This is a genomic window from Kitasatospora sp. NPDC001095, assembly GCF_053598615.1.
In genome coordinates this window covers 49,660-76,104 of the sequence record NZ_JBSFKQ010000001.1, presented here as the reverse complement: position 1 = coordinate 76,104, position 26,445 = coordinate 49,660, and the positions used below count along the sequence as shown (strand labels likewise).

Sequence of the window (26,445 nt, the reverse complement as noted above, 5' to 3'; positions counted from 1 at the left end):
CGTGGCCGGCGGAGCAGCCGGGGGCCGGAGCCCGGCGGACGCCCGCGCTCTGCGGCTGTCGGCCCGGGGCGCCGCACGCGCCGTTGTGCCCCGGGTGGACCGTTACCACCCCGTTCGGTCTCCCGTCCGGGCGCGGACCGTCCCACCATGGAGGGGCGGAGGCTGTTCGCCCCCCGGAGAGTTCGGCCCCCGGAGAGTTCGGCCCCCCGAGAGTTCAGCCCCGAGAGCTCGGTCCCCGAGAGGCGGTGAGCGTGGATGATCGTACGAATCCGGCTGCGCGCTGCCCGTCACCCCACGACTCCACCGGGGTCCGGTTCCGGCCCGGGCACCGACTCGGGCGCCGGCCCCGGCACCGGACCCGGCCCGAGGCCGGGCTGGGACCAGCCGCGCGGCCAGGGCCCGGGCCAGGGCCGCAACCAGGGCCCGGGGCCCGGCGGCCCGGGTGGTCCAGGCGGCCCCGGCAAGCCCCCGCCGCCCTCGTGGCGCCGCTGGCTGCTGCCAGTCGCCGTGCTGGTGACGCTGCTCCTGCTGGTGCTCTTCTCCAACCCCGGCAAGCCCGGCACCCGCTACGGCTACAGCGACTTCGTGAACCGGGTCAACGCCGGCCAGGTGCAGACCGTGGACGTCAACGACACCGGCGGGGTGAGCGGCACGCTCAAGGACGGCACCCACTTCACCACCCAGATCCCCACCGCCCTGGACACCTCCCAGCTCAGCAGCGCGCTCACCGACCACCAGGTGACCGTCACCGGCAGCCGGACCAGCGGCGGCGGCTCGATCTGGTCCACCCTGCTGCTGTTCCTGCCGCTGCTGGTCTTCGGCGCGCTGTTCCTCTGGTCGGGCCGGATGGCCGCCCGCTCGCTGGGCGGCGGCCTGAGCGCCATCGGACGGTCCCGGGCCAAGATCATCGAGGCCGAGCGGCCGAACACGGGGTTCGCCGACGTGGCCGGCTACGAGGGGGTGAAGCAGGAGGTCAGCGAGGTGGTCGACTTCCTGCGCAGCCCGGAGCGGTACGCCGCCGCCGGGGCCAAGGGGCCACGCGGGGTGATCATGGTCGGGCCGCCCGGCACCGGCAAGACCCTGCTCGCCCGCGCCGTCGCCGGGGAGGCCTCGGTGCCCTTCCTCTCGGTCACCGGCTCCGGCTTCGTGGAGATGTTCGTCGGCGTCGGCGCCTCCCGGGTCCGCGACCTCTTCGAGGACGCCCGCAAACGCGCGCCGTCGATCATCTTCATCGACGAGATCGACGCCGTCGGCGGCCGCCGCGCGGGCGGCACCCGGCTCGGCGGCAACGACGAGCGCGAGCAGACCCTGAACCAGCTGCTCGCCGAGATGGACGGCTTCGACCAGAGCACCGGCATCGTCGTCATCGCCGCCACCAACCGCCCGGACGCCCTCGACCCGGCCCTGCTGCGCCCCGGCCGCTTCGACCGGCAGGTCACCGTCCCGCTGCCCAACCAGGCCGAACGGGCCGCCATCCTCGCCGTGCACGCCCGGGGCAAGAACCTGGACCCGGACGTCGACCTCGGGCGGCTCGCCCGCGGCACCCCCGGCTTCTCCGGCGCCGACCTCGCCAACCTGGTCAACGAGGCCGCCATCAACGCCGTGCGCGCCGACCGGTCCGTCCTCACCGCCGACGACCTCGACGCCGCCCGCGACCGGGTGCTGCTCGGCCGCCGGGAGTCCTCCAACGCGCTGCTGCCCGAGGAACGGCACGCCGTGGCGGTGCACGAGTCCGGGCACGCGCTGATGGCCGCGCTGTGCGAGCGCGCCGACCCGGTTGCCAAGGTGACGATCCTCCCGGCCGGCGTCGCCCTCGGTGCCACCGAGCAGCTGCCCGAGGCCGAACGGCACCTGTACAGCGAGGGCTACCTGACCGACCTGCTCACCGTCCAGCTCGGCGGCCGGGCGGCGGAGCTGGTGGTCTTCGGCGAGGGCTCCACGGGCGCCGCCAACGACCTCGCCAACGCCACCTCGGTCGCCACCCGGATGGTCCGCGAGTTCGGCCTCTCCCCGGAGCTCGGCCCGGTCGGCTACTCCAGCGGCACCCCGCACTACCTCGGCGACAACCCCGAGGACCTGCTGCGCCGCCCGTACTCCGAGCAGACCCAGCGCGCCGTGGACGAGGCGGTGGCCGGTCTGCTGCGCCGGGCCGAGCGGCGGGCCCTCGACCTGCTCACCGAGCACCGGCACCACCTGGACGAGCTCGCGGCGCTGCTGGTCGCCCAGGAGACGGTCGACGGCCGGGTGGTGCTGGACATCCTGGCGCACCCGGGACCGGGTCCGGGGCAGCCGGTCTCGCTGCGCAAGCCCGGCGGGCCCGAGGGGCGGGCGGAGCCGGGGGAGACCCCCCGCCCGTGACGGCCGTGTCGCCGGGGGTCGTATCCTCGTTTGCGCGTCACGTACCCACCGTCCCGAGGAGTCGGAATGACCGAGCCCCTGCCTGCCGACGTCCAGCGGGAGATCGCCCGTGCCCTCGGGGTCGTGCCCGTGCCGGACCCCGCGGAGGAGGCCGAGCGGCGGGTGGAGTTCCTGGCCGACCAGGTGCGGAGCACCGGCGCGCGCAGCCTGGTGCTGGGGATCAGCGGCGGCGTCGACTCCACCACCGCCGGGCGGCTCTGCCAGCTCGCCGTCGAGCGGTTGCGGGCCGAGGGCCGCCAGGTGACCTTCACCGCGATGCGGCTGCCGTACGGGGTCCAGGCGGACGAGGCGGACGCCCAGCTCGCGCTCGGCTTCATCCGCGCCGACGAGGTGCTGACCGTCGACGTCAAGCCCGCCACCGACGGCGCGCTGGCCGCCCTCAAGGCCGCCGGACTGACCTACACCGACCACGGCCACGAGGACTTCGTCGGCGGCAACGTCAAGGCCCGCCAGCGGATGGTGGTCCAGTACGCGGCGGCCGGTGCCAAGGGCGGGCTGGTGGTCGGCACCGACCACGCCGCCGAGGCCGCCGTCGGCTTCTTCACCAAGTTCGGCGACGGCGCGGCCGACGTGATGCCGCTGTCCGGCCTGACCAAGCGCCAGGTGCGGGCGATCGCCGAGGCGCTGGGCGCACCGGCCGAGCTGGTCAAGAAGGTCCCGACCGCCGACCTGGAGAACCTCGCCCCCGGCCGCCCCGACGAGGACGCCCTCGGTGTCAGCTACGACGCCCTGGACGACTTCCTGGAGGGCCTGCCGGTCAGCGAGGAGGTCTTCCGGACTGTCCTCGGCCACTACCGCCGCACCGAGCACAAGCGCAACCTGCCGGTCGTCCCGCTGGTGGCCTGACCGGCCGGGCCCGCGCCTTCCGCCCGTCTCCCGGACCCCTCGGTGGCCGGGCGGCGGGCCGACGCTCGTGTGTCCCGTCACCCGAGTGGTCGCAACAGCGGTGCTGTGACCAGCAGTTGGACCCTGAGAGACCGTCAGTCCCCGTCGGCGTCGGGCTCGGGGGTCGGGGCGGAGCCGGTGCCGACGGCGAGTCGGCCCTCGGCGGTCGTCCAGTCGGTGGCGATCGCCTGCTGGGCGGCGGCCAGGGTGATCCGGCCCTTGCAGATCGCGGTGTGCAGGTGGGTTTCCACCGTGTCCTTGGGGTTGTTCGGGCCCTTGCCGGGGACGTGGCCGGGGGAGGGCGGCTCGACCCACAGGTTGCGCGGGTCGTTGGGGTCGCCGCCGAGCTGGAGGCTGATCAGGTGGTCGTACTCGGCGTCGGCCAACGGTCCCGTGTAGGCGTAGGACTTGGCGTTCTCGGCCTTCTCCTTGCCGGTGATGTTCGCCGGCGGGCGGATGGTCGAGGTGTAGCCGCCCGGCTTGCAGATCGTGTCCTTGAGGTTGTCCTGGCTGACCGCCGGGCTGATCGCGCCCGGGGTGCAGGCGGGGTCCGGCAGCGGCTGCTGGTCCGCGGTGTAGCGGTAGTGGCAGCTGCCCGGCGCGGGCTGCGGCTGGACCTTGTAACTGTCCATCGGGCCGGGGCCGGTGACGATCGAGACGGCGGGCGGGGCGGCCGCCGCGGAGCCGGACCTGACGCTCCCGGCGGTGTGGCCGCCGCCGGGCGAGCAGCCCGCGGCCGCGGCGGCGAACAGGACGGCGGCGGCCATGGCCAGGGTGCGGCGGGCGGGAGCCGGCACGGGTTCCTCCATCGGGTGGGCGCGGGCGGCGGTCGCCGGGCGTGCCGGTGGCCGTTCCAGCGGACCCTACCGTGTCGGCAGAGCCGTTGGGGTGACGCCGGTTCGGGCGCGGGAAGCCTTCACCGGGCGCGCGGAACCGTTTCCGCGACGGCGGCGAATCCGGCCGACGCCGACGCCGACGCCGACACCGACGCCGAGGCCGACGCCGAGGCCGACGCCGACGCCGAGGCCAATGCCGACGCCGAGGCCGGCTCCGGTTTCGGCGGTGTCGTGAAGGGGCTGTGTTCGGCCGGAGTGGGACCGACTCCGGCCGAACCGCTACGCGGGCCCCGCGAACGTGTCGTAGCCTGACGCGGACGCGGCGAAGCCGCGATCCGACCGGCGGGAGGGAAAGCATGAACGGGCTTGTGCGCAAAGCGCGTTGGCTTGTCGCGGTGGTGGCGGCGGGAGCGCTGCTGGTGACCGGGACGGAGGCGGTGGCGGCCGCGCCGGCCGGCCCGGCGGTGACGGTCCGGCAGGGCGTCGCCCCGGACACCCTGGCGTTGGGGGCGAAGGGCGAGTCGTTCGCCGTCAGTCCGGACGGCAACCGCGCGTTCGTGGTGGCCAGTTACGACGTCGACCCGGGACACGGCGCCCGCGCGGTCCGCAGCATCGACACCCGGACCGGAGTGAGCACCGACCTGCTCACCGTCTCCTCCTTCGACATGGTCGGCCGTCCGACCGTCAGCCCGGACGGCAGCCGGGTCTACGTGACCGTCAACTGGGACCTGCTGACCTTCGACGCCGTCACCGGCGGGCTGCTCGCCCGGGTCGCCACGCCCGACCAGCCCCGCCCCGGAGCGATGACCAAGGGCGGGCTGCACGGGGTCACCGTCAGCCCGGACGGCACCCGGCTCTGGCTGGCCCAGTACGGCCCCTACGGCGTGCGCATGGGCAGCCGGGCCGGCCGCGTCCTCGCCTACGACCCCGCCACCCGGACCTTCCCCGGCAGCGTGACGCTCACCGGCTTCACCGTGAACCAGGTGGTGCTCGGCCCCGACGCCACCGACGCCTGGGTCGGCACCGCGGACAACCTGTACCACCTGGACGTCGAGGGCGCCGTCCCGGAGGTCATCGACCGGGTGGCGGACTTCGGCTCCGCCGAGGCCGTCGTGCCCGCTCCCGACGGCCGCACCGTCTACGCGAGCGGCTACCGCGAATGGGGCACCGTCTCCCTCGACACCCTCGACCCGGCGACGAACACCTTCCGGTCCGGCTTCTCCCTGGGGCCCTTCGACAACGGCCCCCAGCTGCTCGGGGCGAGCCCCGACTCGCGCCGGATCTTCGTGTTCACCGGCGCGAAGACCGCCCAGGCCGCGCTGCTCTCGTACGACCCCGCGACCGGCACGGCCGTCCCCGGCGAGACCGTCACCGGCTTCGGCCTGGACTCCGTCGTCCAGGTCCAGCTCGGGGCGGACGGGCGCACCCTCTACCTGGCCGGGCTCCAGGGCGGTGACTCGGTCCTGCGGACCGTCCGGTTCTGACGACGACCGGACGGCACACCGAGGGGGACGCGCAGCGGTGGCAGGGCAGCGGGACGTACGGCCTACTGCGCCGCGATCCAGTCCGTCACCAGCTCCTCCAGCACCCCCAGCGGCAGGCTGCCGTGCCCGATCAGCTGGTGGTGGAACTCCCGGACGTCGAACCGGGCGCCGAGCGCGGCCTCGGCCCGTTCGCGGTGCCGCACGATCTCCCGGCGGCCGATCAGGTAGGCGGTGGCCTGGCCCGGCCAGGCGATGTAGCGGTCGATCTCGTTGCGGACGTTGGCCCCGGGGGTAGCGGTGTTGGCCCGCAGGTAGGCCATCGCCCGCTCCCGGGACCAGCCGTAGTGGTGCATCCCGGTGTCCACCACCAGCCGGACCGCCCGCAGCGCGTCCATCGAGAGCATGCCGAACCGGGACAGCTCCGAGCTGTACAGCCCCATCTCGTCCGCGAGCCGCTCGGTGTACAGGCCCCAGCCCTCGACGTGGGCGGTCAGCTGGCCGCTCGGGTTCCGCCGGAACTGCGGCAGGTGGTGCAGGGTCCGGGCGACGGCGAGCTGGAGGTGGTGGCCGGGCACGCTCTCGTGGAAGGCGAGCGCCTCGTACTCGTAGCTGAACCGGCTCTCCGGGCGCAGCGTGTTGATCCAGTGGGTTCCGGGCAGCCCGCCCGGGCCCGGCGGCTGGTAGTAGGCCAGCGGCGCGTTCTCCGCCTCGATCGGGTCGATCTCCCTGGTCACGCAGTCGGCGATCGGGTACGGGCGGAACCAGTCGACGCAGGCCAGGCGGGCCCGCTCCAGCGCCCCGTCCACCAGGGCGACGATCTCGGCCGCGCTGCCGAAGCGCAGCGAGCGGTCCTCGCGCAGCGCGGTCAGCACGGCCGCGGGGTCGGTGATGCCCAGGACCTTGCCGCCGAGCTCGGCGAACTCCTCGCGCAGCGCCGCCACGGCCCCCAGGCCGGTCCGGTGCACCTCCTGCGGGGTGAGCCCCGGCCGGGTGAAGCGGGCGACGGCGTCCGCATAGCCCTCGGCGCCGCCCGGCACGTGGCAGACCCCGGGCTTGTCGTCCGGCCGGGCAACCGGTACCAGCTGCTGGGCCAGCCCGGCCCGGTAGCGGGCCACCGCCGGGCGGACGGCGTCGCGCACGATGGCCAGGGCCCGCTCGGACTCCCGGCGGCCGGCCAGCGGCCGCAGCAGCCGGTCCTCGGCCGGGGCGGTGGCCAGGTGGGCCTCCAGCTGGGCGACGGCGGCGTCGACCCCGCTGCGCGGCGGGCGGCGGCCCTCGGCGGCGGCGTCCAGGGTGCGGCGCAGCGTGGCGTCGAAGTAGCCGGGTAGGGCGGCGAGGCGCTCCAGGTAGGCGTCGGCGCCCTCCTGCTCGACCGAGGTCATGGCGAGCGCGGAGAAGGCCTCGTTCTGCGGGGCGACGATGGTCGCCGAGACGCTGAACTCGGCCAGCCCGTGGGTGATCTGGCCGATGCCGTTGTCGATCAGCCGGGCGAGCACCCGGTGGGTGATCCGGTCCTCGCCGGCCAGCGTGTCCGGCGGGATCGCGGCCAGCCGGTCGGCGAAGCCGCGCAGCGTCCCGCGGTGGCGGTGCGCGGCCTCGCGGGACGGGTCGGGCACCAGGTGGGCGTAGCCCTCGACCCCGCTGAGGGTCGCGTCGAACGGGTTGTGGGTGTTCTCGGCGGCGAAGAACTCGTCCGCGAGCGCGGCGAGCCCCGCGTGCCGCGACTGCCCGGTGTCCTGAGGCCGCCCGGTGTCCTGAGGCCGCCCTGCGTGCTGGTGCTGTCCGGTGTCCTGAGTCCGCGCTGCGTCCTGAGGCTGCTCGATCACTGGTCGCTCCCCCGGTGCGGTTGCCGCGGTGCGGCGTACCGCCGCGCCCGATCCCGCCGATTATTCGGAGCGATCGACGGCCCGGTCAATACGCCGCGGCGGGAGGGGAGTTCCACCCCTTCCGCCACCGCCGCACCGAGGGGAGACGGGTCAGCGCGCCTGGGCGGCCTTGCCCTCCTTGGCGGCCTTGGCGGCGGCCTCCTTCTCGTGCTTCTCCTTGATCCGGGCGGTCTCCTTGCGGACGTCCACCTGGTTGGCGCGCTCGTGCTGGAGCCAGAGCGGGTTCTCGGCCTTGACGGCCTCGATCTGCTCGGTGGTCAGCGCCTCCGTCACGCCGCCGCGGGCCAGGCCGGAGATCGAGATGCCGAGCTTGGCGGCGACCACCGGGCGCGGGTGCGGGCCGTTCTTGCGCAGGTCCTGGAGCCACTGCGGCGGCTCGGCCTGCAGCGCGTTCAGCTCCTCGCGGGAGACCACGCCCTCCCGGAAGTCGGTCGGCGCGGCGTCGAGGTAGATCCCCAGCTTCTTGGCCGCCGTGGCCGGCTTCATGGTCTGGCTGGTCTTCTGCTTGAGCGATGTCATGGTGACAAGGGTAAGGGAGCGCGCGGGCGCTTCCGGTCACGGTCGGTAGCCTTGCCCTGTGACAGACATGCAGGTGAACCCGTCCTTCCGGCTCGTGTACGTCCCGGGCGTGATCCCCGGCAAATGGGTCCGGGTCTGGAGCGAGCGGCTCCCGGACGTGCCGCTGGACCTCCTCGCGGTCCCGTTCGGCGATGCCGAGCGCGCCCTGCGCGAGGGCGGCGCGGACGCCGGGCTGGTCCGGCTGCCGGTGGACAAGGACGTGCTGAGCGCGATCCCGCTCTACACCGAGACCACCGTCGTGGTCTTCCCCAAGGACCACTGGCTCGCCGCCGCCGAGGAGGTCCCGCTGGCGGACCTGGCCGAGGAGGTGGTCTTCCACCCGCTCGACGACTCCCTCGGCTTCACCGCCGAGACCCTGCCCGGGCGCCCCGCCATCGCGCGGCCGGACAGCACGGCGGACGCGATCGAGCTGGTCGCGGCGAACGTCGGCGTGCTCCTGGTGCCGCAGTCGCTGGCCCGGCTGCACCACCGCCGGGACCTCACCTACCGGCCGGTGGTGGAGGCACCGCAGTCCCAGGTGGCGCTGTCCTGGCCGCAGGAGCGGACGACGGACCTGGTGGAGGAGTTCATCGGGATCGTCCGCGGCCGTACGGTCAACAGCTCGCGCGGCCGCGGGGCCGGGCAGGCGGCGCCCGAGGCCCGGCCCGGGAAGGCGGCTCAGGGCAAGCCGCAGCAGCAGAAGTCCGGCGGGCAGAAGTCCGGCGGGCAGAAGGCGGGCGGCCAGAAGACGGGCGCCCAGAAGGCGGGCGGCCAGCGGGCCGGGGGACCGAAGGGCGCGAAGGCCGGCGGCGCCAAGGCCGCCGGGCGCGGCGCGGCGGCCCGGCGCGGCAGGCCGAAGCGGTGACCGAGGCGTAGCCTCTGCCCCGTTCCCAACAGCCGAGGCGGGAGGAGCGGGGCAGTGTGGCACGACCTGGTGGCGGTCCAGATCCCGATCGGGGAGAAGATCCTGCGCACGATCGCCGTCTACGCGTTGATCCTCGTGCTGTTCCGGCTCGCCGGGAAACGCGGGCTGGCGGGGCTCAACACCTTCGACATGGTGGTCGTCTTCCTGCTCTCCAACGTGGTGCAGAACGCCATCATCGGCAACGACAACAGCCTGCTCGGCGGCGCGATCGGGGCGGTCACCCTGGTCGCGGTGAACGCCGTCGTCACCCGCTGGCTCGCCCGCGACCAGAGGGCCGCCCGCATCCTGGAGGGAAAGGCCACCACCGTGGTCCGGGACGGCAGGCTGGTGCCCGGCGCGCTGCACGACCTGGCGCTGCGCCCGTCCGAGCTGGAGCACGCCATCCGGATCCAGAACGGCGACGACCTCGGCGAGGTGGCCCGCGCCCGGCTGGAGCCGGACGGGCAGCTGCTGGTCGAGATCAAGGCGGACGAGCAGAACGCCACCCGCGGCGACGTCGAGGACCTGCGGCGCCGGCTGGCGGAGATCGAGCGGCTGCTCGCCGTCCTCACCGCCGACCGTCGCCCGCCCCGCTGACGCCGACCTCGCTGACGCCCGCCCCCGCCCCGCTGACGCTCGCCCCGCTGACGCCCGCCCGGTTCCGGTGCGGGTGTCGTCAGGCGGACCCCGGGGCCCCGGCGCGACGGCGGCGGGAGGTGGTGAGGGCCACCGCGGCGGCCAGGGCGAAGCCGAGGGCGGCGGCGAGGAGGTGGCCGACGGTGGTGAACTCCGGGAGCGGGCCGGGCCATTCGCCGCCGCCGAGCGGCCAGGCGACGACGGAGGCGGCCCAGGGCAGTCGGGCCCACCGGGGTACGGCGAGGGTGGCGAGGGCGAGAACGGTCTGGGCGCCGTAGCTGATGCCGTAGTCCGAGGCCTGCCGCACGTCCTGCGGGTACCAGCCGTGCCGCAGGGCGAGCACGATCACCGCGGCGGTGACCAGGGTCGCGCCGATGTGCCCGCCGAGGAAGACGGCGGCGGCGCGCAGGCTGCCGTAGCGGCGCTCGGTCCAGGCGAGGCAGCAGCAGACGCCCAGGCCCAGGGTGATCAGGGTGCTGCCGAAGCCGGTGGAGAGGACCTCGGTGAGGGTGCCGTCGAAGAGCAGCGCGCTGCCGAACAGGGCGGTGACCGGGTGGTCGTGCAGGTTGTCGAGGTTGGTGCTGATGTGGTCGCGGAGCGCGTCCGCCCGGTCGGCGGCGAGCACGCTCTCGACCCAGACGTGCCCGAGCAGGAGCAGGACGACGTAGCCGAAGGTCAGCGGTGAGCGGCGCGGGTACGTCCGGACGGCGTGCAGCGCCCCGGTCAGGAGCCCCCGTGGGGTTCGAGCGTTCATGGCGTGGAGGTGTCCCGGTCGAGCGGCCTGGTTCCGGCCGGCGCCCGTACGGCCGGCCATGCCGGGACAGTATCGAAGCCCCGTCCCCGGACGCCGGTCGGCGTCCGGTCAGCGGATGCGGCGGGTCAGCCGCGCGGTGAAGGGCCGGGGCGCGAGGGAGGAGCTGCGCCGGGGGCGGACCGGCCGGCCGGGGGCGGGGGCGATGGTCCAGCGGGCGGCGATGGTGGCGATGGCGAGGACGGCCTCGGTGGTGCCGAAGTCGTCGCCGATGCAGCGGCGGGCGCCGAGGCCGAACGGCGTGTAGGTGCCGGGGGCGGGGCTGGCGGTGGTGAGCCAGCGGTCGGGGTCGAAGCGGTGGGGGCGGGGGAACAGGTCGGCCCGGCGGTGCAGCAGGTAGGGGCTGAACAGCAGGGTGGTGCCGGCCGGGACGGGGTGGCCGCCGAGCTCCGTGTCGGTGGTGGCGGTGCGGCTGAGGATCCACGGCGGCGGGTAGAGCCGCAGGGTCTCGCTGACGATCCGGGCGGTGAGCGGCAGGGCGGGCAGGTCCTCGTGGCGGGCGGGACGGCCGTCCAGGACGGTGTCCAGCTCGGCGTGCAGCCGGCTGCGGACGGCCGGGTTGGCGGCGAGCAGCGTCCAGGCCCAGGAGAGGGTGGCGGCGGTGGTCTCCACGCCGGCGAGCAGGAAGGTGAGCACCTGCTCGTGGATCTCGGCGTCGGACAGGCTCCGGCCGTCCTCGTCCGTGGCGGCGAGCAGGGTGGAGAGCAGGTCGTGCCGGTCGGTGCCGGCGGTGCGGTGCTCGGCGATCAGCCGCCGGGTGATCTCCCGGAGGTCCTGCCGGGCGCGGCGCAAGCGGCGGTTGCCTGGGGTGGGGAGGAGGTCGGTGCCGGGCAGTGGCAGCAGTGGCAGCAGTGGCCGCCGGGCGAGGCCGTGGGTCACGACGTCCATGCTCCGGTGCACCGGCGGTGAGCCGGCCCGCTCGTGCGCGGCGAACAGGCAGCGGGCGGTGACGGCGGTGCTGAGGCGGTGCATCGCGGCGGGGACGTCGATCACGTCGCCGTCGTGCCAGTGGGCGGTGGCGTCGGCGATCTCCTCGGCCATCAGGGCGGCGTAGCCGGGCAGTCGTTCACGGTGGAAGGCGGGCTGCAGCATCCGGCGCTGGCGCCGGTGGACGGCGGCGGGGCAGGTGGCGAGGCCGTTGCCGACGACCTCCCGGGCCTCGGCGAGGAGGGGCCCGCCCTTGTCGAAGGTGTGATCGTCGGCGAGCATCCGGTGGACCAGCTCGGGGTGGCAGACCACGTACGCGCGGAGCGGGCCGAGCCGCAGCCGGACGAGGTCGCCGTGGGCGGCCAGCCGGGCCACGAACTCGTGCGGGCGGTGGAGCAGGGCGGGGGCGTGGCCGAGCAGGGGGAGGCCGCCGGGGGCCAGGGCCGCGGTGAACCGGGTGGTCGGGAAGAAGGGGGTCGGCACGGGCGTCACCTTGGTTGGGGCGGGAGGACCGGGACGAATCGTGAACGTGATCTTTCCCGGCGGCGTGCGGCGAAACGATCGTGGACCGGCGGACGGGGTGAACGCGGGGGCGCGGGTTGAACGGTCGTGCGCCCTCTGCGATGTGACGAATCGTTCACTCGCGGAACGGCGCCCCGGCTCGGCGGGGACCACCGGCCACGCCTACACTCGAAGCCCTTGCGGGATTACCGGTCAGTAGAACCGGGCAGGAACGACCAGCCGGTGCGATCGCCGGACGGCGGGACGCCCGGCAGGAAGTGGGGAGTTCGGATGACCGACGAGCGGGTCCACGCGTTCGCCGACGACGCCCTGGGCGCCCATGACGCGGTGGCGCTCGCCGCACTGGTGCGGGCCGGCGAGGCCGACCCGAGGGAGCTGGTCCGCGCGGCCGTCGACCGGGCGGCCCGGGTGGACGGCACGCTGCTGCCCGTCGCCCACGCCTCGTACGACAGGCCGCGGATCAGCCGGGAGGGCATCGGCGGCCCGCTGTGGGGCGTGCCGACGTACCTCAAGGACAACGTGGACCTGCGCGGCCTGCCGACGGCGATGGGCAGCGCGGCCTACCGCGCCCGACCGGCCCGCCGCAACGCGCGCTTCACCGACCAGTTCCTCGCCACCGGCCTCGCCGTCCTCGGCAAGTCCAGGCTGCCCGAGTTCGGCCTCAACGCCTCCACCGAGTTCGCCGCCGCCCGGCCGGTGCGCAACCCCTGGAAGCCCTCGCACTCGGCCGGCGCCTCCTCCGGCGGCTCGGCGGCCCTGGTGGCCTCCGGCGTGGTGCCGATCGCGCACGCCAACGACGGCGGCGGCTCGATCCGCATCCCGGCGGCCTGCTGCGGACTGGTCGGGCTCAAGCCCACCCGGGGCCGGCTGGTCACCAACGCCCAGAGCGGCAAACTGCCGATCGACCTGGTCACCGACGGCGTGCTGACCCGCTCGGTGCGCGACACCGCCGCCTTCTTCGCCGCCGCCGAGCGGCACCGCGCCAACCCCGCGCTGCCCCCGCTCGGCCTGGTCGAGGGGCCGGGCGAACGGCGGCTGAGGATCGGCCTGGTGGTGGACTCGCCGATCGCCAAGACCGACGAGCCGACCAGGCGGGTGGTCGAGGAGACGGCCGCCCGGCTGGAGGCGATGGGCCATCTGGTCGAGCCGACCGAACTGCCCTTCGGCGAGGAGTTCTCCCGTGACTTCGTCAGCTACTGGGGCTACATCGCCTGGGCCATCGCGGCCACCGGCCGACTGCTGATCGACCCGAGCTTCCGGGTCGGGAAGCTGGACGGACTGACCACCGGGCTGCGCCGCCGGTTCCAGGCCGAGTTCCCGCGGACCCCCGGCGTGCTGCGGAGGCTGCGCCGGGCCGAGGGCGTGTACGCGCGGATCTTCCGCGGCCACGACGCGATCCTCTCCCCGGTGCTCGCCCACACCGCCCCGCCGATCGGGCACCTGAGCCCGAACGTCGACTTCGACGAGCTGATGGACCGGCTGATGCGCTACGTCGCCTTCACCCCGGTCAACAACGTGACCGGCGGCCCGGGCATCGCGCTGCCGGCCGGCTCCGCGCCCGGCGGGCTGCCGGTCGGGGTGCACCTGTCGGCGGCGCACGGGCAGGAGCGGCTGCTGCTGGAACTGGCCTACGCACTGGAGGCGGACCGGCCCTGGCGGCGGATCCAGGACTGAGCCCGGCGATGCCGGGACCGAGGCCCGGCGGCGGCGCCCTCGGCCGACACCGGCCGCACCGGGCGCCGCTCAGACCACCGGCGCCGCCACCGAGCGGGCCGCGTGCACCTCGTGGTGCAGCCGGGCCAGGGCGCAGTCCGGCGACAGCACGTCCGGTTCCGCCGCCGGCAGCGGCGCCCCGGTGCGCAGCGCCTCGGCCAGGCCGGTCAGCTCCCGGGTGACGGCGGCGACGTCCTCGGGGGCCGGCACCGGCGCGCCGTGCTCGATCCGCACCCGGGTGGCCGTGGTGGTGTCCACGATCCGCTCGACCGCGATCACCACCGGCCACCACGCCTCCGCCCGGGGGCCGACCGGCGGGGGCTCGGTGAGTGCCCGCTGGAACTCGCTGCGCACCGTGGACAGGTCCCGGTAGAGCCGCCGCCGGTAGTGGGCGCGGGCCGGTTCGTCCTGTCCGGGCGCGGTGGTGAGGGCCAGCGACACGTACGCAGCGGTGTCCTGGACGGCGTCGGCGAGGCGGTCGCCGATCCGGGTGTGCCAGGACTCGGGCCACAGCAGGTAGCCGACCAGCAGCGCGATGCCGCAGCCGATCAGCGAGTCGTAGAGCCGGGGCAGCACCAGGTGGAAGCCCTGGTGGTTGAGCAGGTCGGAGAGCAGCAGGATGACCGGGGTGATGGCCGCGGTCTGGAAGGCGTACCCCTTGGCGGACAGCGCGGGGATCAGCGCGGCCAGCGCCGCCATCACCGGGACGTCCCACCAGCCGTGCGGCACCTCGGCCAGTACCGGGATGGCGATCAGCAGCCCGGCCGCGGTGCCGAGCGCGCGCAGCACCGCGCGGGAGAACACCGAGCCGAAGTCGGGCTTCATCACGAAGGTCACGGTCAGCGCCACCCAGTACGAGCGGGGCACCGCGATCGCCGAGACCAGCACCTGCGCCAGCCCGATGCACAGCGCCAGCCGCAGCCCGTACCGCCAGGAGGTGTCGGACAGCAGCAGTGCCCTGGCCGCGCGCCGGGCCCGGACCGCGAGGCGGGCGGGCCGGCCGAGCCGGTCCTCGTCGGCGTACGGGTCGGGCGCGGCCTCGTACACGACGGCGGCGGCGTGCCGGACCGCCTCGACCAGCGCGCGGGTGGACGGGCCGGCCGGGACCGGCAGGTCGAGCGGCGGGGGCGGGCCGGTGCGGCCCTGCTCGACGGCGTCGGCCAGCGCGCGCACGGCGGCCGGGTAGCCGGCGGACAGCGGGCCGAACTCGGGCGGGCGCAGCTGGGCCGCCGGGGCCGCCTCGACCACCGGGATCACCGCGTTGAGCTGGGCGAGCAGCCGCACCAGGGTGGGTGAGCGGCCGTGCCGCCGGGCCCGGCGGGCGAGCAGCAGGTCGTAGGACTGGTTGAGCGAGCGGGTGAGCTCGCGGCGGCGGCCGTCGTACTCCGGGGTGCCGGCGGCCGCCAGCAGGTCGGCGACCGCCCGGTAGGTGTCGGCGACCACCACCCGCTCGGGGACGCCCAGGCGCAGGCGGCCAGGCGAGCAGGGTCAGGGCGAGCACGACCAGGCCGCCGAGCAGCAGCAGGGCGGGCGGCAGCCACCAGGGCGAGGGCAGCGGCAGGCCGGCCCCGACGACGGCGTTGAGCAGCAGGAGCAGTCCGGAGACGGAGGCGACCGCGCCGATCGAGGAGATCATGCCGGAGACCAGGGCGACGACGGTCAGCGTCGCGACGGCCGCCCAGCCGGAGCCGAACACCAGGGTGCCGCACAGCATTCCGAGGGCGCCGAAGAGCTGGGGCACGGCGATGTTGAACACCCGCATCCGGTACGCGTCGGCGGTGTCCCCGATGACTCCGGACAGCGCGCCCATCGACACCAGCGCGCCGTACGCGGGCCGCCCGGTGGCGGTGCCCACCGCGAGCGGGGCGGCGAGTGCGACGGAGGCGCGGGCGACCGCGGCCCGGGGGATCGGCGCGGCCCGGGGCCGCAGGCCCTCGGTCAGCCACGGGGGAGCCGTCAGCGCGCGTGCCATACGCCCAACGTACGGCCGGCCCGTCCGGTTCACCGTTCGCGCTTATGTCAATTCCGGAAACATACCCGCGCTTATGTCAGTCTCCGAAACATAAAGCGAACCCCGAGAGGCGTTGTGAGCTGCGCGGATTTCCCAATCGGCAACCCTCGGGAAAGGGTTGACACCATTAGTTGGTCTAGTCCAACGTATGGGGAGCGCGGTACGGCAGTGGCTGATGTGGGGTGAGACACCCTTCCGGGCGGGCGAGTTGGCCCCCTGATGTGGCGCTGTTCCGTGCCCGTCGGGGCGAGGTGGCAAGGACCGTGTGCGGACGGACCCTCCGCCGCGCGCCCGGATTCCCGCCACGGCCGTCGACCGGCCGTCGACCCGCCGTGCCCGCACCGAGCGCATGAGGAAGCGCTGCGCCGACTACGAACCATGGAGTGACTGCCCATGCCGAGCCCTGCCGAACGCCCCGACGCGCCCGCCGGGGAGTACCTGTACCGGGCCGCGTCGGAGCGCCCCTACTTCAGCGCCGACACCGAGAGCTACCTCGCCCGCACCGCCCTGCGCGACATCCGCAAGAAGCACCCGCTGCGGGTGCTCTCCGAGGAGGACCACGCGTTCTGGCAGAGCTACGGCTACGTGGTGGTGAAGCAGGCGATCCCGGCCGAGGCCGCGCGCCGACTGCTCGACTTCGCCTGGGAGTTCCAGGGCCTGTCACCGGACCGCCCCGAGGACTGGTACCGCGAGCGCGAGTACCGCGACGAACTCGACCGACACCTGCACATCTACGGCTTCGTCGAGGCCTACCACCACCAACTCCTCTGGGACAGCCGCCAGTCGCAGCGCGTCTACGACGCCTTCGTGGACGTCTGGGACTGCGAGGAGCTCTGGGTCACCCTCGACCGGCTCAACCTCAACCCGCCCAACATCCGCAACCGCGACCGCGCGCTGATCGAGCCCACCGACCGCGGCTTCGACATCGAGCTGCACTGGGACGTCGACACCACCCAGGGCATGCTGCCGCAGCGCGTCCAGGGCATCATCGCGCTCGACGACACCGCCCCCGACCACGGCGGTTTCCAGTGCTCCCCCGAGCTGTTCCGCCGCTTCAACGAGTGGCAGGCCGCCCAGCCGGCCGACCGCGACCCGATCCGCCCCGACGTCGACCGCACCGAGTTCCCCGTCGTGCGGCCCGAGTTGAAGGCCGGTGACCTGCTGATCTGGAACGGTCTGCTCGCCCACGGCGTGGAGCGCAACACCTCCGAGAACGGCGTGCGCGCGGTGCAGTACCTGTCGATGATGCCGGCCCTGGAGGAGTCCGAGAAGCTGCGCCGCTCCCGGGTGGAGTCCTGGCGCACGCTCGCCACCCCGGACTGGAACCGCACCCTGGTCGGCGACGCCGACCGGCCCGAGGCCCAGCGCTACGGGACCGCCGAACTCACCGAACTGGGGGAGAAGTTGCTCGGCCTGCGGTCCTGGAGCGGCAAGCCCTTCGAGGAGCACGGGAACGACCGGCCGGCCGCCACGGGGGAGCGGGAATGCGCGACGTCTGCCTGACCCTGCCCACCAACCGCGAGTGCGCGGAGACCATCACCGCGATCGGCGCCGAAGCCGCCCACGCCGTACGGCGGTTCGGCGTCCGGGTGCACCTGCTGGTGCTGGACTCCGCCGACCTGGCGGCCAGGGAGCGGCACGCCGTGGCCCTCGCCGCCCTGCCGGCCGTCGAGGGCGTGGTCGTCCACCACCTGGACGAGGACGCCCAACGCGACTTCCTGCGCTCGGTGATCGAGCGCTCCGGAGCGGCCGGCGAGGCCGGACCGGACCGGCTGCTGGACCTCATGCTGCCGGGCGCCGTCTCCTACGGGGCCTGCACCAACCGGGCGTTCCTGCTGGCCGCCGCCCTCGGCTGCGAGTCGGTGCACCGCCGGGACTCCGACAGTCGCTACCAACTGCTCGACGGCGAACCGGTGTTCCCGATCGAGCACGAGCTGGCCACGCTCGGGCTGAAGGCCGCCGACGCGGCCGCCGCCGTCACCCGGAACACCCTCGACCCGGTGCACGCGGACAAACGGGTCGCCCTGGTCGGCGCCTCCTTCGTCGGTGAACTCTCCGTCGACGTCGGCGATATCCGCGAACTCGACCCCGAGGTCTACCACGACGTGGTCGCGCTCTGGGCGCCCACCGGCGCGAGCGAGGAGGAGAAGCGCGAACTGGTCGCCGAATCCTTCACCGGCGGCGGCACCGAACCGTTCACCACCGACCTCGCGGTGCTCGACCTGCCCGACATCTGGCACATCGACATGTGCAACATCGCCCTCCACCACGAGGTGTACGAACGGGTGCCGCTGCCGCCCGCCACCGACACCATAGGCAGCGACTACTTCCTGCACCACCTGGTGCGTGACGCGACCCTGCCGGGCGTCACCCACAACCGCCACATCGTCAACTACCACACCCCGGAACGGCGCACCGGCCCCGGCTTCACCGCCTACCAGCTGCGCTACGCCAAGTTCCTGCTGTCGATGCTCTACCTCTACCCGGTCTACTCCGAGATGGAGGCCGCCGGCGACGCCCTGCTCGACGAGCAGCACCGCGTCCGCCCCGAGCCGATCGCCGAATCCGCCCGCCGCAGCGCCGCGACGGACCGCGCGGAGAACCACCGCAGGCTCGCCGAACTCGACCGCTGCTACCGGCGACTCGGCGGGAAGTACGCCGAGTTCGCGGACCACCTGGCGCCCCTGCGGGCGCGCCTGCTCGACGAGGCGCAGGCGGACATCGAGGACTTCGCGACACTGATCGACGCGTGGGGCCCGCTGGTGCGGGCGAGCAGGACCACCCCCGCCGACCGGCTGCCGCGCAGGCCGAGGGGGAGCTCCACGTGACACGCCAGACCGTGAAACACCAGGCCGTGACACCGCAGTCCGTGGCGCCGCCGCAGGCCGTGACACCGCAGACCATGGCACACCAGACCGCGGGACACCGGACCGCGAACACCACACACCGCGTCCCGGTCGTCTCCGCGGTGCACACCGACGCGCCCCCGGCGAACCCGCCGCGCCCCGACGAGCACGACCACCGCGCGCTGCGCGCCGCGCTCGCCACCGCCACCGAGGACACCATCATCTACGACCTCGACGGCATCGGCCGCCAGTACACCGCCCTGTGCGCCGAACTCCCCGGCGTGGCCGTCCGGTTCGCGATGAAGGCCTGCCCGGTGGACGAGGTGCTGGACCACCTCGCCGCGCTCGGCTCCGGCTTCGACGCGGCCAGCCCGCAGGAGATCGCCCAGGCGCTGCGCACCGGAGTGCCGCCCGGGCTGATCCACTACGGCAACACCGTCAAGTCCGACCGCAACATCGCCGAGGCCCACCGGCTGGGCGTGCGCGACTTCGCCACCGACAGCCTGGAGGACGTCGCGGCGATCGCCGAACACGCCCCCGGCGCACGGGTGTTCTGCCGGATCGCGACCAGCGGCGAGGGCGCCCTGTGGGGCCTGAGCCACAAGTTCGGCAGCTCGCCCGAGGATGCGCTGCGGGTGCTCGACGAAGCCCGCACCGCCGGGCTGGTGCCCTCCGGCCTGTCGGTGCACGTCGGCTCCCAGCAGATGACCGCCGAGGCCTGGGCCGCGGCGATCGACTCGCTGGCCGCCGTGCTGGAGGCACTCAACCGGCGCGGCATCATCCCCACCCGGATCAACCTCGGCGGCGGCCTGCCCGCCCTCGGCGTCCTCGACCGCGGCGGCCGCCCGCTCGACCCGCCACTGGACAAGATGTTCGCGGTGATCCGCGAAGGCATGGAACGGCTGCGCGCCGTCAACGCAGGGCCGCTGGAGTTCCTGCTGGAGCCCGGGCGCCACCTCGTCGCCGACCACGGCGCGATCCGCGCCCACGTCTCCCGGCTCACCTCCCGCCGCCGCCTCGACGGCACCAGGGACGACTGGCTCTACCTGAGCTGCGGCAAGTTCAACGGCCTGTACGAGATGGACCAGTTGCAGTACCGGCTGGAGTTCCCCACCCACCCCGGCGGCCGGTTCGTCAACGCCGTGGTGGCCGGCCCGACCTGCGACAGCGACGACGCGTACGCGCAGGAGGACGGCCTGGTGCGCGTCCCGCGCGCGCTCGGCTCCGGCGACCCGGTCTGGATCCACTCCTGCGGCGCGTACGCCACGGCCTACGCCACCCAGGGGTTCAACGGCTTCGCGCCGCTGCCGTACACCTGCGTCGGCGGGCGCCGCGAGGAAGGAAGCGCATGAGCGAGTACCGCATCCGGCTGCTCCGGGAGGAGGACTGGGACGAGGTGGTCGCGCTGGAGGAGCGCGCCTACGCCGCCAGCGGCCTGTCCGAGGGCCGCGAGGCCCTGCGCTCCCGGCACCGCGCCTCGCCGGACACCTGCTTCGTGCTGGAGCACGTGGGCGGCCTCGGCGGCTACCTGCTCGCCCTGCCGTACCCGCTGTTCCGCTGCCCGGACCTCGGCCGCAGCGAGGACGAGGGCGGGACCGCGCCCGGTGCGGGCGAGCGGCCGACCAACATGCACGCCCATGACCTGGTGATCTCCGAGGGCCTGCGCGGCCGGGGCCTGGCCCTGCGGATGCTGCGGCACCTGGAGGAGACCGCCCGGGCGGCCGGCTACCGCACCGCCTCGCTGGTCGCCGTCCGCGGTTCGCACGTGCTGTGGACCCCGCTGGGCTACCGCGCCCGGCCCGAGATCGAACTGCCCGAGAGCTACGGCACCCGGGCGGTCTACATGGCGATGCCGCTGGACCCCGTCCCGGCCCGGCCGCTGCCGCACTCCACCGACCCGGTCCCCGGGCCGCGTCCCAGAGCCGAAGTGGGCTGATACCGATGTCCCCCGTTCGCGACGAGTTCCGCCGGTCCCAAGTGGCCATCGGCGCACTGTTCTTCGTCCTCGGATTCCAGTACGCGACCTGGGTCTCCCGGGTGCCCGCGCTCAAGGCCGGGCTCGACCTGGGCGAGGCCCAGATCGGCCTCCTGCTGATGACCTGCGGCATCGGCGCGGCGGTGTCCTTCCCCGTGGTCGCGGTGCTGATGCGGCGGCTCGGCTCCCGGCTGCTCTCGGTGCTGTCCGCACTCGCCCTCGGCGTGATCCTGCTCGCCCTTTCGGTGGTGCCGAACTACCCGGTCACGCTGCTGGTGCTGTTCTTCGACGGCGTCGCGGTCGGCTGCCTGAACGTCGCGATGAACGCCCAGGGCGCCGCGCTCGAGGCGCGCTTCGAGCGGACCACGATGTCCAGGCTGCACGCCACCTTCAGCGCCGGCTCGCTGCTCGCCGCGCTGCTGGCCTCGGGCGTCACCTCCGCCACCGGCACCCTGGCGGTGCACTTCGGGCTCGCCGCCGCGCTGCTCGCGGTGCTGGTGGTGGCCGCCCGGCCGGGGCTGCTCGCGGACGGCCCGGCCGCGGCGGCCGACGCCGAGGGTGCCGCCGACGCCGGCGACACCGGAGACACCGGCGAATCGGCGGAGAAGAAGCAGCGCCGCGGCTTCGTGCTGCCGACCGTCGCGACCCTGTGGATGGGCCTGGCGATGGTGTTCGGCACCGTCACCGAGGGCGCCATGAACGACTGGTCGGCGCTCTACCTCAAGGACTACGTGCACGCCGGCGCCGGACTGGCCCCGATGGGCATCGCGGTGGTCTCGGTGATGATGGTCTGCGCCCGGATCTTCGCGGACGGCTGGCGCACCCGCTTCGGCGACGGACGGATCGTGCGCACCGGCAGCCTGCTGGCCGGCCTCGGGCTCGCCCTCGCGCTGGCGGTCGGCGGCGTGGTCCCGACCCTGCTGGGCTTCGCCTGCGTCGGTCTCGGCGTGGCCGCGGTGACCCCGTGCGTCTACGTCGCCGCGGCCCGGCAGGGCGCCGACGCCCTCTCGCTGGTCGCCGCCATGGGCACCACCGGCCTGCTGGCCGGCCCCGCCGTGATCGGCTTCATCGCCGGTGCCACCAGCCTGCTCTGGGGCATGGCCGCCGTCGCCGCCTCGGCGGCCGTCGTCTCCCTCTGCGCGACCAGGATCGGCTGGACCGGGCGGGACGGCGCCGCCGCCCCGGTCGCCGACGGCCGACTCGCCACCGACGCGTCCTGATCCGCCCCGCACGCCCGTCCGGCACCTCCCGCAACCCCCGTCGCGAGGTGCCGGCCGGGCTTCCCGCATCCTTCGGACGGGCTTCCCGCATCCGTCAGGCCTCGGCCGGCACGTCCGAGCCGCCGGTCGCGATGTGGTGGGCGAGCTTGGCGCGCAGCGCGGTGAGGCGGGCGATCTCGACGTCCAGGGCGGCCAGTCGGGCGTGGACTACGGGGGCGAAGGTGTCCGGGCCGGGAGAGCCGGAGCAGCGGACCGGCGGGTCCTGTCCGAGCAGGTCGAGGCGGTGGGCCCGGCTGGCCAGGTCGTCCACCGTCAGCCCCACGGCGAGGAGTTGGCGGATCACCCGGACCCGGGCGACGTCGTCCGGGCCGTACTCGCGCTGGCCGGAGGCGGAGCGGGCCGGCGGGTGGAGCAGGCCGCGCTGCTCGTAGAAGCGCAGTGCCCTGGGCGTGGTGCCCGCCCCTGCCGCCGCGTCGCCGATCCGCATGCCCGCTCCCTGGTCGTCGTACCCGGTCGTCGTACCGGATGGTCAGAGTTCCACGAGGGTGGTCCCGAAGGTGTTCCCGGTGAACACTCCGGCCAACGCCTCGGCGGCCCGGTCGATGCCCGCCACCGGCGTCCGGGGCAGGACGATCTCCCCGGCGCGCAGCCAGCCGGCCAGGTGCTCCCGCCACTCGGCCTCCAGGCCCGGGTGGTCCGGCACGGTGAAGCCGCGCAGGCTCAGACCGAGGGTGACGACCCGGAACGCGTCGATCACGGTCGGCGCGTCGCCGCCCTGGCGCTCCGGGGCGAGCTGACCGGCCAGGGTGCCGACCAGGGCGAGGCGGGCGCCGCGCCGGGCCGCGGCCACGGCGGCGGTCAGCTGCTCGCCGCCGACCAGGTCCAGCACGACGTCGACGCCGTCCGGCGCGGCCCCGGCCAACTGCTCGGCGAGCGGCCGCTCGCCGGGCACCAGCACGGCGTCGTAGCCGAGTTCGGCGGTCAGCCGCTCGGCCTTGGCGGGCGAGCGGGTGGTGCCGATCACCCGGGCGGCGCCGAGCAGCCTGGCGACCTGTCCGGCCACCGTGCCGACCGCGCCCGCCGCGCCGGTCACCAGCACCACGTCGCCCGGGCGCACCCCGGCGCAGCGGGTCAGCCCGCCGTAGCCGGCCGCGGCGGAGGAGACCAGGGCGAGCGGGTCCGGGAAGTCCGCCGGGACGGCGGTGAAACGCCCGGCCGGGGCGAGCGCGTGGTCCCGCCAGCCGTACAGGTGGGTGACCAGGTCGCCCGGGCGCAGCGGCCCGCCCCCGGGGGCGGCCAGCACCTCGCCGAGGGCGGGCCCGAACAGCGCGTCCCCGGGGGCGATGCCCGGCAGCGGCAGGCCGGAGCCCGCGCCGCCGATCAGCGTGCGCAGTGCGGGGAAGACCAGGAAGGCCCGGTTGCGGACCAGCACCTCCCCGGGGCCGGGCGCGCCCAGGGGCTCCTCGGCCACGGCGAAGTCCCCGGGGGCGGGCAGCCCCTTCGGCGCGGCGGTCAGCCGGACGACACGGGCGGTGGCGGGCAGGGCCATGGCGGCACTCCTCGGAACGAGGGGAGCGGCGGCCGGTGCCGCCGCGGGGTGCCCGGACGCTAACCCCTGACCCCTGCGTCAGAGGCAAGCCGGCCGGACAGCGCCGCGAGGAGGAGCAGCACCACGACCGGGTAGAGGACGGCCGGCGTGTTCTCGTGCCGCAGGCCGAGCGCGGCCAGACCGAGCTGGACCACCGCGGCGCCGGCCAGGGCCAGCCGGCGGCGCCCGGTCCGCTCGCCCGCCATGCCCATCCGCGACACCGCCTTGACCGCCCACGTGTTGAGCACGGCGGACACGCCCACCACCGACGCGATCAGCACGCCGAGCGGCACGTCCCACGTGTCGTGGCGCAACGAGAGGCCGCCGATCATCGGGGAGGCGATGAGGAACAGCATGACGGCGGCGACGGTCTCCAGGATGAGCAGGGCGAGTGCCGCGTGGACGAAGCCGAGCTGGTAGCGGGTCATGCCCCTTCGACGCCACCTGACGCGGGGTAAGTTCCCAGTCGGCCGCCGGATCATGGTCCACGGCCGGACCCCCGGACGACCGTGAGCCGCATCGAGAGGAACGAGCAGCATGAGCGAGCTGGCCCCCGAGTCCTTCGAGCCCGTCGACGAGGACTGGCGGACGGCGCTGGCGATCGTCGCCCACCCCGACGACATGGAGTACGGCGGGGCCGCGGCCGTCGCCCGCTGGACCTCGCAGGGCAAGACGGTCGTCTACGCGATGGTCACCAGCGGCGAGGCGGGCATCGACGGGCTGGACCCGGCCGAGTGCGGCCCGCTGCGCGAGGCCGAGCAGCTCGCCTCGGCCCGCGTGGTCGGCGTCGAGACCGTGGAGTTCCTCGGCTACCCGGACGGCGTGGTCGAGTACGGGCTGCCGCTGCGCCGGGACATCGCCCGGCTGGTGCGCAGACACCGGCCGGACATCGTGATCACCAGCAACTTCCGGGACACCTACGGCGGGGAGTTCCTCAACCAGGCCGACCACATCGCGGTCGGGCGGGCCACCCTGGACGGGGTCAGGGACGCCGGGAACCGCTGGGTGTTCCGCGAGCTGCTGGCCGAGGGCCACGAGCCGTGGAACGGCGTGCGGCAGATTTGGGCGGCGGCCTCGCCGGAGGCGAAGCACGCGGTGGACACCACCGACACCTTCGACCGGGGCGTCGCCTCACTGGAGGAGCACCGGGCGTACCTGGCCGGACTGGGCGGGGCGATGGCGGAGCCCCGGGAGTTCCTGGAGGGTGCCGGCCGGGGCGCCGGGACCCGGCTGGGGACGCGTTTCGCGGTGTCGTTCGAGGTGTTCCCGCTCAGCTAGGAGCCTCGGACCCGTCCTCGGATCCGTCGTCCTCGGACCCGTCCTCGGATCCGGCGTCCTCGGAGCCGTCCGTGGGGCCGTCGGTGCCCGCGCGGCGCCGACGGCGGTAGCGCAGCACCTGCCGCAGCAGGAGGGCGGCGACCAGCACGCCGAGAGCGATCGCGAACCAGATCTGGTAGCGCAGCGCCGTGTGGTAGACGGTGCCGATGTGGGCCCCGGCGACGTAACCGAAGGTGCCCCAGACCGCCGTCCACAGCACCGCGCCGAGCAGGTTGAACGGCTGGAACCGGCGCCAGGGCATCTCCGCCGTCCCGGCGATGATCCCGTTGTACTGGCGCAGCCCGTCCACGAAGCGGGCGACGGTGACCACCTTGCCGCCGTGCCGGGCGAAGAAGCCGTCGGCGCGCTCCATCCGGGCCGGGGTGAGCAGCACGTAGCGGCCCCAGCGGTGGACGAAGGCGCGCCCGCCGGTGTGGCCGATCAGGTAGCCGAGGCTGTTGCCGAGCGCGGCGGCGCCGGCCGCGGTTAACAGCACGGCGGCGAAGTCCAGGTGCCCGGCGCCGGCGTACACCGAGGCCAGCACCAGGATGGTCTGCCCTGGCACCGGGATGCCGCAGTTGTCCAGCAGCACGAGCAGCGCCACCGCGAGGTACCCGTAGTGGTCCAGCAGTGGCGCGAGCCCGGCGAGCGCCCCGGGCAGCGGGGTCGCGGGGGCGGACACCGCTCCTCACCACCTCGCGCGGGGCAAGGTGGCGGGGGAGTCGGTCAGCGTCCCCCCTGGCGCTGTTCGATGTTGCAGTCGGGGCCGGGGTAGATCAGGCCCTCGTGGCCGTCCTCGAAGCGGACCACGTACGGCGGTTGGCCGTCGGTGCCGCGGACTTCGACGATCTCGCCCTTCTGGTCCACCATGCCCACCGATCTGCTGTGGATGTGGAGCTGGTCACCTACCGCCGCGTGCATGGTCTGCTCCCTCGGGTCGTGTGCAGGCCGCCTGCGCGGCCTCTCCCGCTATCCACTGTGCTGCGGGGGCGGCGGGTGCGCAACGCCTCGGGCGCCCGGGGTGGGCGTCAGCGGGCGGACGGCTGTTGCGCGAGGTAGCCGCGGACCAACCGCTTGCACTCGGCGATCAGCGCCGGATCGCCGTCCGGGGCCTCCCGGAAGGCCAGTTTGAGCACCGCGTCGGCGGCCTCCAGGGCCACCCGCAGGGTGAGCGTGGTGGCGGTCGGGTCGCCCGCCCGGAACAGTTCGCCGCCGAGCGACTGGAGCCGCAGGGCGACGGCGGTGTTGTTGTCGACGCCGGTGTCCAGCAGGTGCCGGTCGTCCAGGACGTCGGTGGGCACGGCCGGGACGGCCAGGCCGAAGTCCAGCTGGCCGAAGCCCGGCACCGCGCGCTTCATCGCCACGAACTCCTCCACCGCGAGGTCGGTGAAGACGGCCGGGCCGACCGGTGCGGCGGCGGCCAGCCGGGCGTCCAGGCGCTCGAGGTAGCGGTCGAGGTTGCGGGTGGCGAGCGCGGCCAGCAGGTCCTCCTTGCCGGCGAAGAACTGGTAGAGGGTGCCGATCGGCACCTGGGCGCGCTGGGCCACCTCCTTGGTGGTGAGCGCGGTCGCCCCGACCTCGTCCAGCAGTCCGGCGCAGGCGTCCAGGATGCGGCCGTACCGCTCCAGGCTGCGCTGCTGGACCGGGCGGCGCCTGACCGGTCCGGGGGCGGGGTTGGTCCTGTCGCTCATGACCTCACTGTGCCGCATCCGCTGTTGCGGCGGCGAATCACCGGGGCGCGATCGGCGCGGAGTTGCCCGTGCGACGGGAGGCGAGTGGTGGCCGGAGCTGAACGGCACGGTGGCGGGAAGGTGTCCACGGGTTGGCATCGGCCTTGTCGTGGACGCGAGGACAGGTTCATACTCCTGAGGCGGACTACCTTGCGTGATCAACGCATGCCTCTTCGTG

23 protein-coding genes and 1 pseudogene are annotated in these 26,445 nt (G+C 74.6%); 12 read left to right on the top strand and 12 right to left on the bottom strand.

Annotation, left to right across the window (positions count from 1 at the left end; translation table 11 throughout):
• Positions 1-255 precede the first annotated feature (255 nt).
• A complete protein-coding gene (gene ftsH / locus ACWDBB_RS00325) occupies positions 256-2,358 on the top strand; it encodes an ATP-dependent zinc metalloprotease FtsH (RefSeq protein WP_449787478.1) in 2,103 nt (700 codons plus the stop codon).
• A 66-nt stretch (positions 2,359-2,424) separates the two neighbouring features.
• On the top strand, positions 2,425-3,264 hold the full coding sequence (nadE, locus tag ACWDBB_RS00320; protein WP_449787477.1) for an ammonia-dependent NAD(+) synthetase: 840 nt from the start codon (positions 2,425-2,427) through the stop codon (positions 3,262-3,264).
• A 134-nt stretch (positions 3,265-3,398) separates the two neighbouring features.
• On the opposite strand, the gene ACWDBB_RS00315 is transcribed toward nadE, so the two are convergent.
• On the bottom strand, positions 3,399-4,070 hold the full coding sequence (locus ACWDBB_RS00315) for a hypothetical protein (RefSeq protein ID WP_449787757.1): 672 nt from the start codon (positions 4,068-4,070) through the stop codon (positions 3,399-3,401).
• Between the two features lie 425 nt (positions 4,071-4,495).
• Here ACWDBB_RS00315 and ACWDBB_RS00310 point away from each other — a divergent pair, with 425 nt between their 5' ends.
• Positions 4,496-5,623 carry a hypothetical protein gene (locus ACWDBB_RS00310; RefSeq protein ID WP_449787476.1) on the top strand — a complete coding sequence of 376 codons (1,128 nt, stop codon included), beginning with the start codon at positions 4,496-4,498 and terminating at the stop codon, positions 5,621-5,623.
• Positions 5,624-5,685: 62 nt separating this feature from the next.
• Here the strand turns inward: ACWDBB_RS00310 and ACWDBB_RS00305 are convergent, their stop codons facing one another.
• On the bottom strand, positions 5,686-7,449 hold the full coding sequence (locus tag ACWDBB_RS00305; RefSeq protein WP_449787475.1) for a DUF885 domain-containing protein: 1,764 nt from the start codon (positions 7,447-7,449) through the stop codon (positions 5,686-5,688).
• Between the two features lie 150 nt (positions 7,450-7,599).
• Entirely contained in the window at positions 7,600-8,028 is a 429-nt protein-coding gene (locus ACWDBB_RS00300; protein WP_449787474.1) for a DUF5997 family protein, read from the bottom strand.
• Positions 8,029-8,095: 67 nt separating this feature from the next.
• On the opposite strand from ACWDBB_RS00300, the gene ACWDBB_RS00295 reads away from it, so the two are divergent.
• Positions 8,096-8,932, top strand: a complete 837-nt coding sequence (locus tag ACWDBB_RS00295) for a LysR family substrate-binding domain-containing protein (RefSeq protein WP_449787756.1) — start codon at positions 8,096-8,098, stop codon at positions 8,930-8,932.
• A gap of 54 nt (positions 8,933-8,986) precedes the next feature.
• Positions 8,987-9,568 carry a DUF421 domain-containing protein gene (locus tag ACWDBB_RS00290; protein ID WP_449787473.1) on the top strand — a complete coding sequence of 194 codons (582 nt, stop codon included), beginning with the start codon at positions 8,987-8,989 and terminating at the stop codon, positions 9,566-9,568.
• 79 nt (positions 9,569-9,647) lie between these two features.
• On the opposite strand, the gene ACWDBB_RS00285 is transcribed toward ACWDBB_RS00290, so the two are convergent.
• Together ACWDBB_RS00285 and ACWDBB_RS00280 are read right to left on the bottom strand one after the other, a co-directional pair.
• Entirely contained in the window at positions 9,648-10,361 is a 714-nt protein-coding gene (locus tag ACWDBB_RS00285; protein ID WP_449787472.1) for a rhomboid-like protein, read from the bottom strand.
• Positions 10,362-10,469: 108 nt separating this feature from the next.
• Positions 10,470-11,828, bottom strand: a complete 1,359-nt coding sequence (locus ACWDBB_RS00280) for a cytochrome P450 (RefSeq protein WP_449787471.1) — start codon at positions 11,826-11,828, stop codon at positions 10,470-10,472.
• Positions 11,829-12,137: 309 nt separating this feature from the next.
• On the opposite strand from ACWDBB_RS00280, the gene ACWDBB_RS00275 reads away from it, so the two are divergent.
• Positions 12,138-13,541 (top strand): amidase, encoded by a 1,404-nt coding sequence (locus tag ACWDBB_RS00275; protein WP_449787470.1) that lies wholly within the window; start codon positions 12,138-12,140, stop codon positions 13,539-13,541.
• Positions 13,542-13,610: 69 nt separating this feature from the next.
• Here the strand turns inward: ACWDBB_RS00275 and ACWDBB_RS00270 are convergent.
• Positions 13,611-15,552, bottom strand: a pseudogene (locus tag ACWDBB_RS00270) (FUSC family protein).
• 432 nt (positions 15,553-15,984) lie between these two features.
• On the opposite strand from ACWDBB_RS00270, the gene ACWDBB_RS00265 reads away from it, so the two are divergent.
• The 5 genes from ACWDBB_RS00265 (at position 15,985) to ACWDBB_RS00245 (ending at position 21,632) form a co-directional block, all read left to right on the top strand.
• The gene (locus tag ACWDBB_RS00265; RefSeq protein ID WP_449787469.1) at positions 15,985-17,094 is read left to right on the top strand and encodes a phytanoyl-CoA dioxygenase family protein; all 1,110 of its coding nucleotides are present in this window, start codon (positions 15,985-15,987) and stop codon (positions 17,092-17,094) included.
• Positions 17,076-18,419 carry a DUF6271 family protein gene (locus ACWDBB_RS00260; RefSeq protein WP_449787468.1) on the top strand — a complete coding sequence of 448 codons (1,344 nt, stop codon included), beginning with the start codon at positions 17,076-17,078 and terminating at the stop codon, positions 18,417-18,419. Before ACWDBB_RS00265 ends, ACWDBB_RS00260 begins: the two co-directional genes overlap by 19 nt.
• Before the next feature lie 74 nt (positions 18,420-18,493).
• Positions 18,494-19,789, top strand: coding sequence for a type III PLP-dependent enzyme (locus ACWDBB_RS00255; protein ID WP_449787467.1), 1,296 nt, complete (start codon positions 18,494-18,496; stop codon positions 19,787-19,789).
• A complete protein-coding gene (locus ACWDBB_RS00250; RefSeq protein WP_449787466.1) occupies positions 19,786-20,373 on the top strand; it encodes a GNAT family N-acetyltransferase in 588 nt (195 codons plus the stop codon). The genes ACWDBB_RS00255 and ACWDBB_RS00250 overlap by 4 nt, the downstream gene beginning before the upstream one ends.
• A gap of 5 nt (positions 20,374-20,378) precedes the next feature.
• A complete protein-coding gene (locus ACWDBB_RS00245) occupies positions 20,379-21,632 on the top strand; it encodes an MFS transporter (RefSeq protein WP_449787465.1) in 1,254 nt (417 codons plus the stop codon).
• 94 nt (positions 21,633-21,726) lie between these two features.
• On the opposite strand, the gene ACWDBB_RS00240 is transcribed toward ACWDBB_RS00245, so the two are convergent.
• From ACWDBB_RS00240 to ACWDBB_RS00230, 3 genes are read right to left on the bottom strand one after another with little or no spacing between them, the layout of a single operon-like run.
• Positions 21,727-22,119 (bottom strand): MerR family transcriptional regulator, encoded by a 393-nt coding sequence (locus ACWDBB_RS00240; RefSeq protein ID WP_449787464.1) that lies wholly within the window; start codon positions 22,117-22,119, stop codon positions 21,727-21,729.
• 42 nt (positions 22,120-22,161) lie between these two features.
• Positions 22,162-23,181, bottom strand: coding sequence for an MDR family NADP-dependent oxidoreductase (locus ACWDBB_RS00235; RefSeq protein ID WP_449787463.1), 1,020 nt, complete (start codon positions 23,179-23,181; stop codon positions 22,162-22,164).
• Between the two features lie 59 nt (positions 23,182-23,240).
• Positions 23,241-23,648 carry a hypothetical protein gene (locus ACWDBB_RS00230; protein ID WP_449787462.1) on the bottom strand — a complete coding sequence of 136 codons (408 nt, stop codon included), beginning with the start codon at positions 23,646-23,648 and terminating at the stop codon, positions 23,241-23,243.
• Between the two features lie 109 nt (positions 23,649-23,757).
• Here ACWDBB_RS00230 and ACWDBB_RS00225 point away from each other — a divergent pair, with 109 nt between their 5' ends.
• Positions 23,758-24,498, top strand: a complete 741-nt coding sequence (locus tag ACWDBB_RS00225; protein WP_449787461.1) for a PIG-L deacetylase family protein — start codon at positions 23,758-23,760, stop codon at positions 24,496-24,498.
• On the opposite strand, the gene ACWDBB_RS00220 is transcribed toward ACWDBB_RS00225, so the two are convergent.
• The 3 genes from ACWDBB_RS00220 to ACWDBB_RS00210 all read right to left on the bottom strand — a co-directional run bounded on the left by ACWDBB_RS00220 (position 24,491) and on the right by ACWDBB_RS00210 (position 26,228).
• Positions 24,491-25,219 carry a DedA family protein gene (locus tag ACWDBB_RS00220; protein ID WP_449787460.1) on the bottom strand — a complete coding sequence of 243 codons (729 nt, stop codon included), beginning with the start codon at positions 25,217-25,219 and terminating at the stop codon, positions 24,491-24,493. The genes ACWDBB_RS00225 and ACWDBB_RS00220 overlap by 8 nt on opposite strands.
• 44 nt (positions 25,220-25,263) lie before the next feature.
• Positions 25,264-25,458, bottom strand: a complete 195-nt coding sequence (locus ACWDBB_RS00215; RefSeq protein WP_449787459.1) for a DUF1918 domain-containing protein — start codon at positions 25,456-25,458, stop codon at positions 25,264-25,266.
• A 107-nt stretch (positions 25,459-25,565) separates the two neighbouring features.
• Positions 25,566-26,228, bottom strand: a complete 663-nt coding sequence (locus ACWDBB_RS00210) for a TetR family transcriptional regulator (protein ID WP_449787458.1) — start codon at positions 26,226-26,228, stop codon at positions 25,566-25,568.
• Between the last annotated feature and the right edge of the window lie 217 nt (positions 26,229-26,445).

Bases quoted from the DNA above. Each gene is read 5' to 3' on its own strand.
- ACWDBB_RS00275 (WP_449787470.1), top strand. From the start codon at position 12,138: ATGACCGACGAGCGGGTCCACGCGTTCGCCGACGACGCCCTGGGCGCC.
- ACWDBB_RS00310 (WP_449787476.1), top strand. From the start codon at position 4,496: ATGAACGGGCTTGTGCGCAAAGCGCGTTGGCTTGTCGCGGTGGTGGCG.
- ACWDBB_RS00215 (WP_449787459.1), bottom strand. From the start codon at position 25,458: ATGCACGCGGCGGTAGGTGACCAGCTCCACATCCACAGCAGATCGGTG.
- ACWDBB_RS00265 (WP_449787469.1), top strand. From the start codon at position 15,985: ATGCCGAGCCCTGCCGAACGCCCCGACGCGCCCGCCGGGGAGTACCTG.
- ACWDBB_RS00260 (WP_449787468.1), top strand. From the start codon at position 17,076: ATGCGCGACGTCTGCCTGACCCTGCCCACCAACCGCGAGTGCGCGGAG.
- ACWDBB_RS00250 (WP_449787466.1), top strand. From the start codon at position 19,786: ATGAGCGAGTACCGCATCCGGCTGCTCCGGGAGGAGGACTGGGACGAG.
- nadE (WP_449787477.1), top strand. From the start codon at position 2,425: ATGACCGAGCCCCTGCCTGCCGACGTCCAGCGGGAGATCGCCCGTGCC.
- ACWDBB_RS00315 (WP_449787757.1), bottom strand. From the start codon at position 4,070: ATGGCCGCCGCCGTCCTGTTCGCCGCCGCGGCCGCGGGCTGCTCGCCC.
- ACWDBB_RS00210 (WP_449787458.1), bottom strand. From the start codon at position 26,228: ATGAGCGACAGGACCAACCCCGCCCCCGGACCGGTCAGGCGCCGCCCG.
- ACWDBB_RS00240 (WP_449787464.1), bottom strand. From the start codon at position 22,119: ATGCGGATCGGCGACGCGGCGGCAGGGGCGGGCACCACGCCCAGGGCA.
- ACWDBB_RS00255 (WP_449787467.1), top strand. From the start codon at position 18,494: ATGGCACACCAGACCGCGGGACACCGGACCGCGAACACCACACACCGC.
- ACWDBB_RS00295 (WP_449787756.1), top strand. From the start codon at position 8,096: ATGCAGGTGAACCCGTCCTTCCGGCTCGTGTACGTCCCGGGCGTGATC.
- ACWDBB_RS00225 (WP_449787461.1), top strand. From the start codon at position 23,758: ATGAGCGAGCTGGCCCCCGAGTCCTTCGAGCCCGTCGACGAGGACTGG.
- ACWDBB_RS00300 (WP_449787474.1), bottom strand. From the start codon at position 8,028: ATGACATCGCTCAAGCAGAAGACCAGCCAGACCATGAAGCCGGCCACG.
- ftsH (WP_449787478.1), top strand. From the start codon at position 256: ATGATCGTACGAATCCGGCTGCGCGCTGCCCGTCACCCCACGACTCCA.
- ACWDBB_RS00235 (WP_449787463.1), bottom strand. From the start codon at position 23,181: ATGGCCCTGCCCGCCACCGCCCGTGTCGTCCGGCTGACCGCCGCGCCG.
- ACWDBB_RS00285 (WP_449787472.1), bottom strand. From the start codon at position 10,361: ATGAACGCTCGAACCCCACGGGGGCTCCTGACCGGGGCGCTGCACGCC.
- ACWDBB_RS00230 (WP_449787462.1), bottom strand. From the start codon at position 23,648: ATGACCCGCTACCAGCTCGGCTTCGTCCACGCGGCACTCGCCCTGCTC.
- ACWDBB_RS00245 (WP_449787465.1), top strand. From the start codon at position 20,379: ATGTCCCCCGTTCGCGACGAGTTCCGCCGGTCCCAAGTGGCCATCGGC.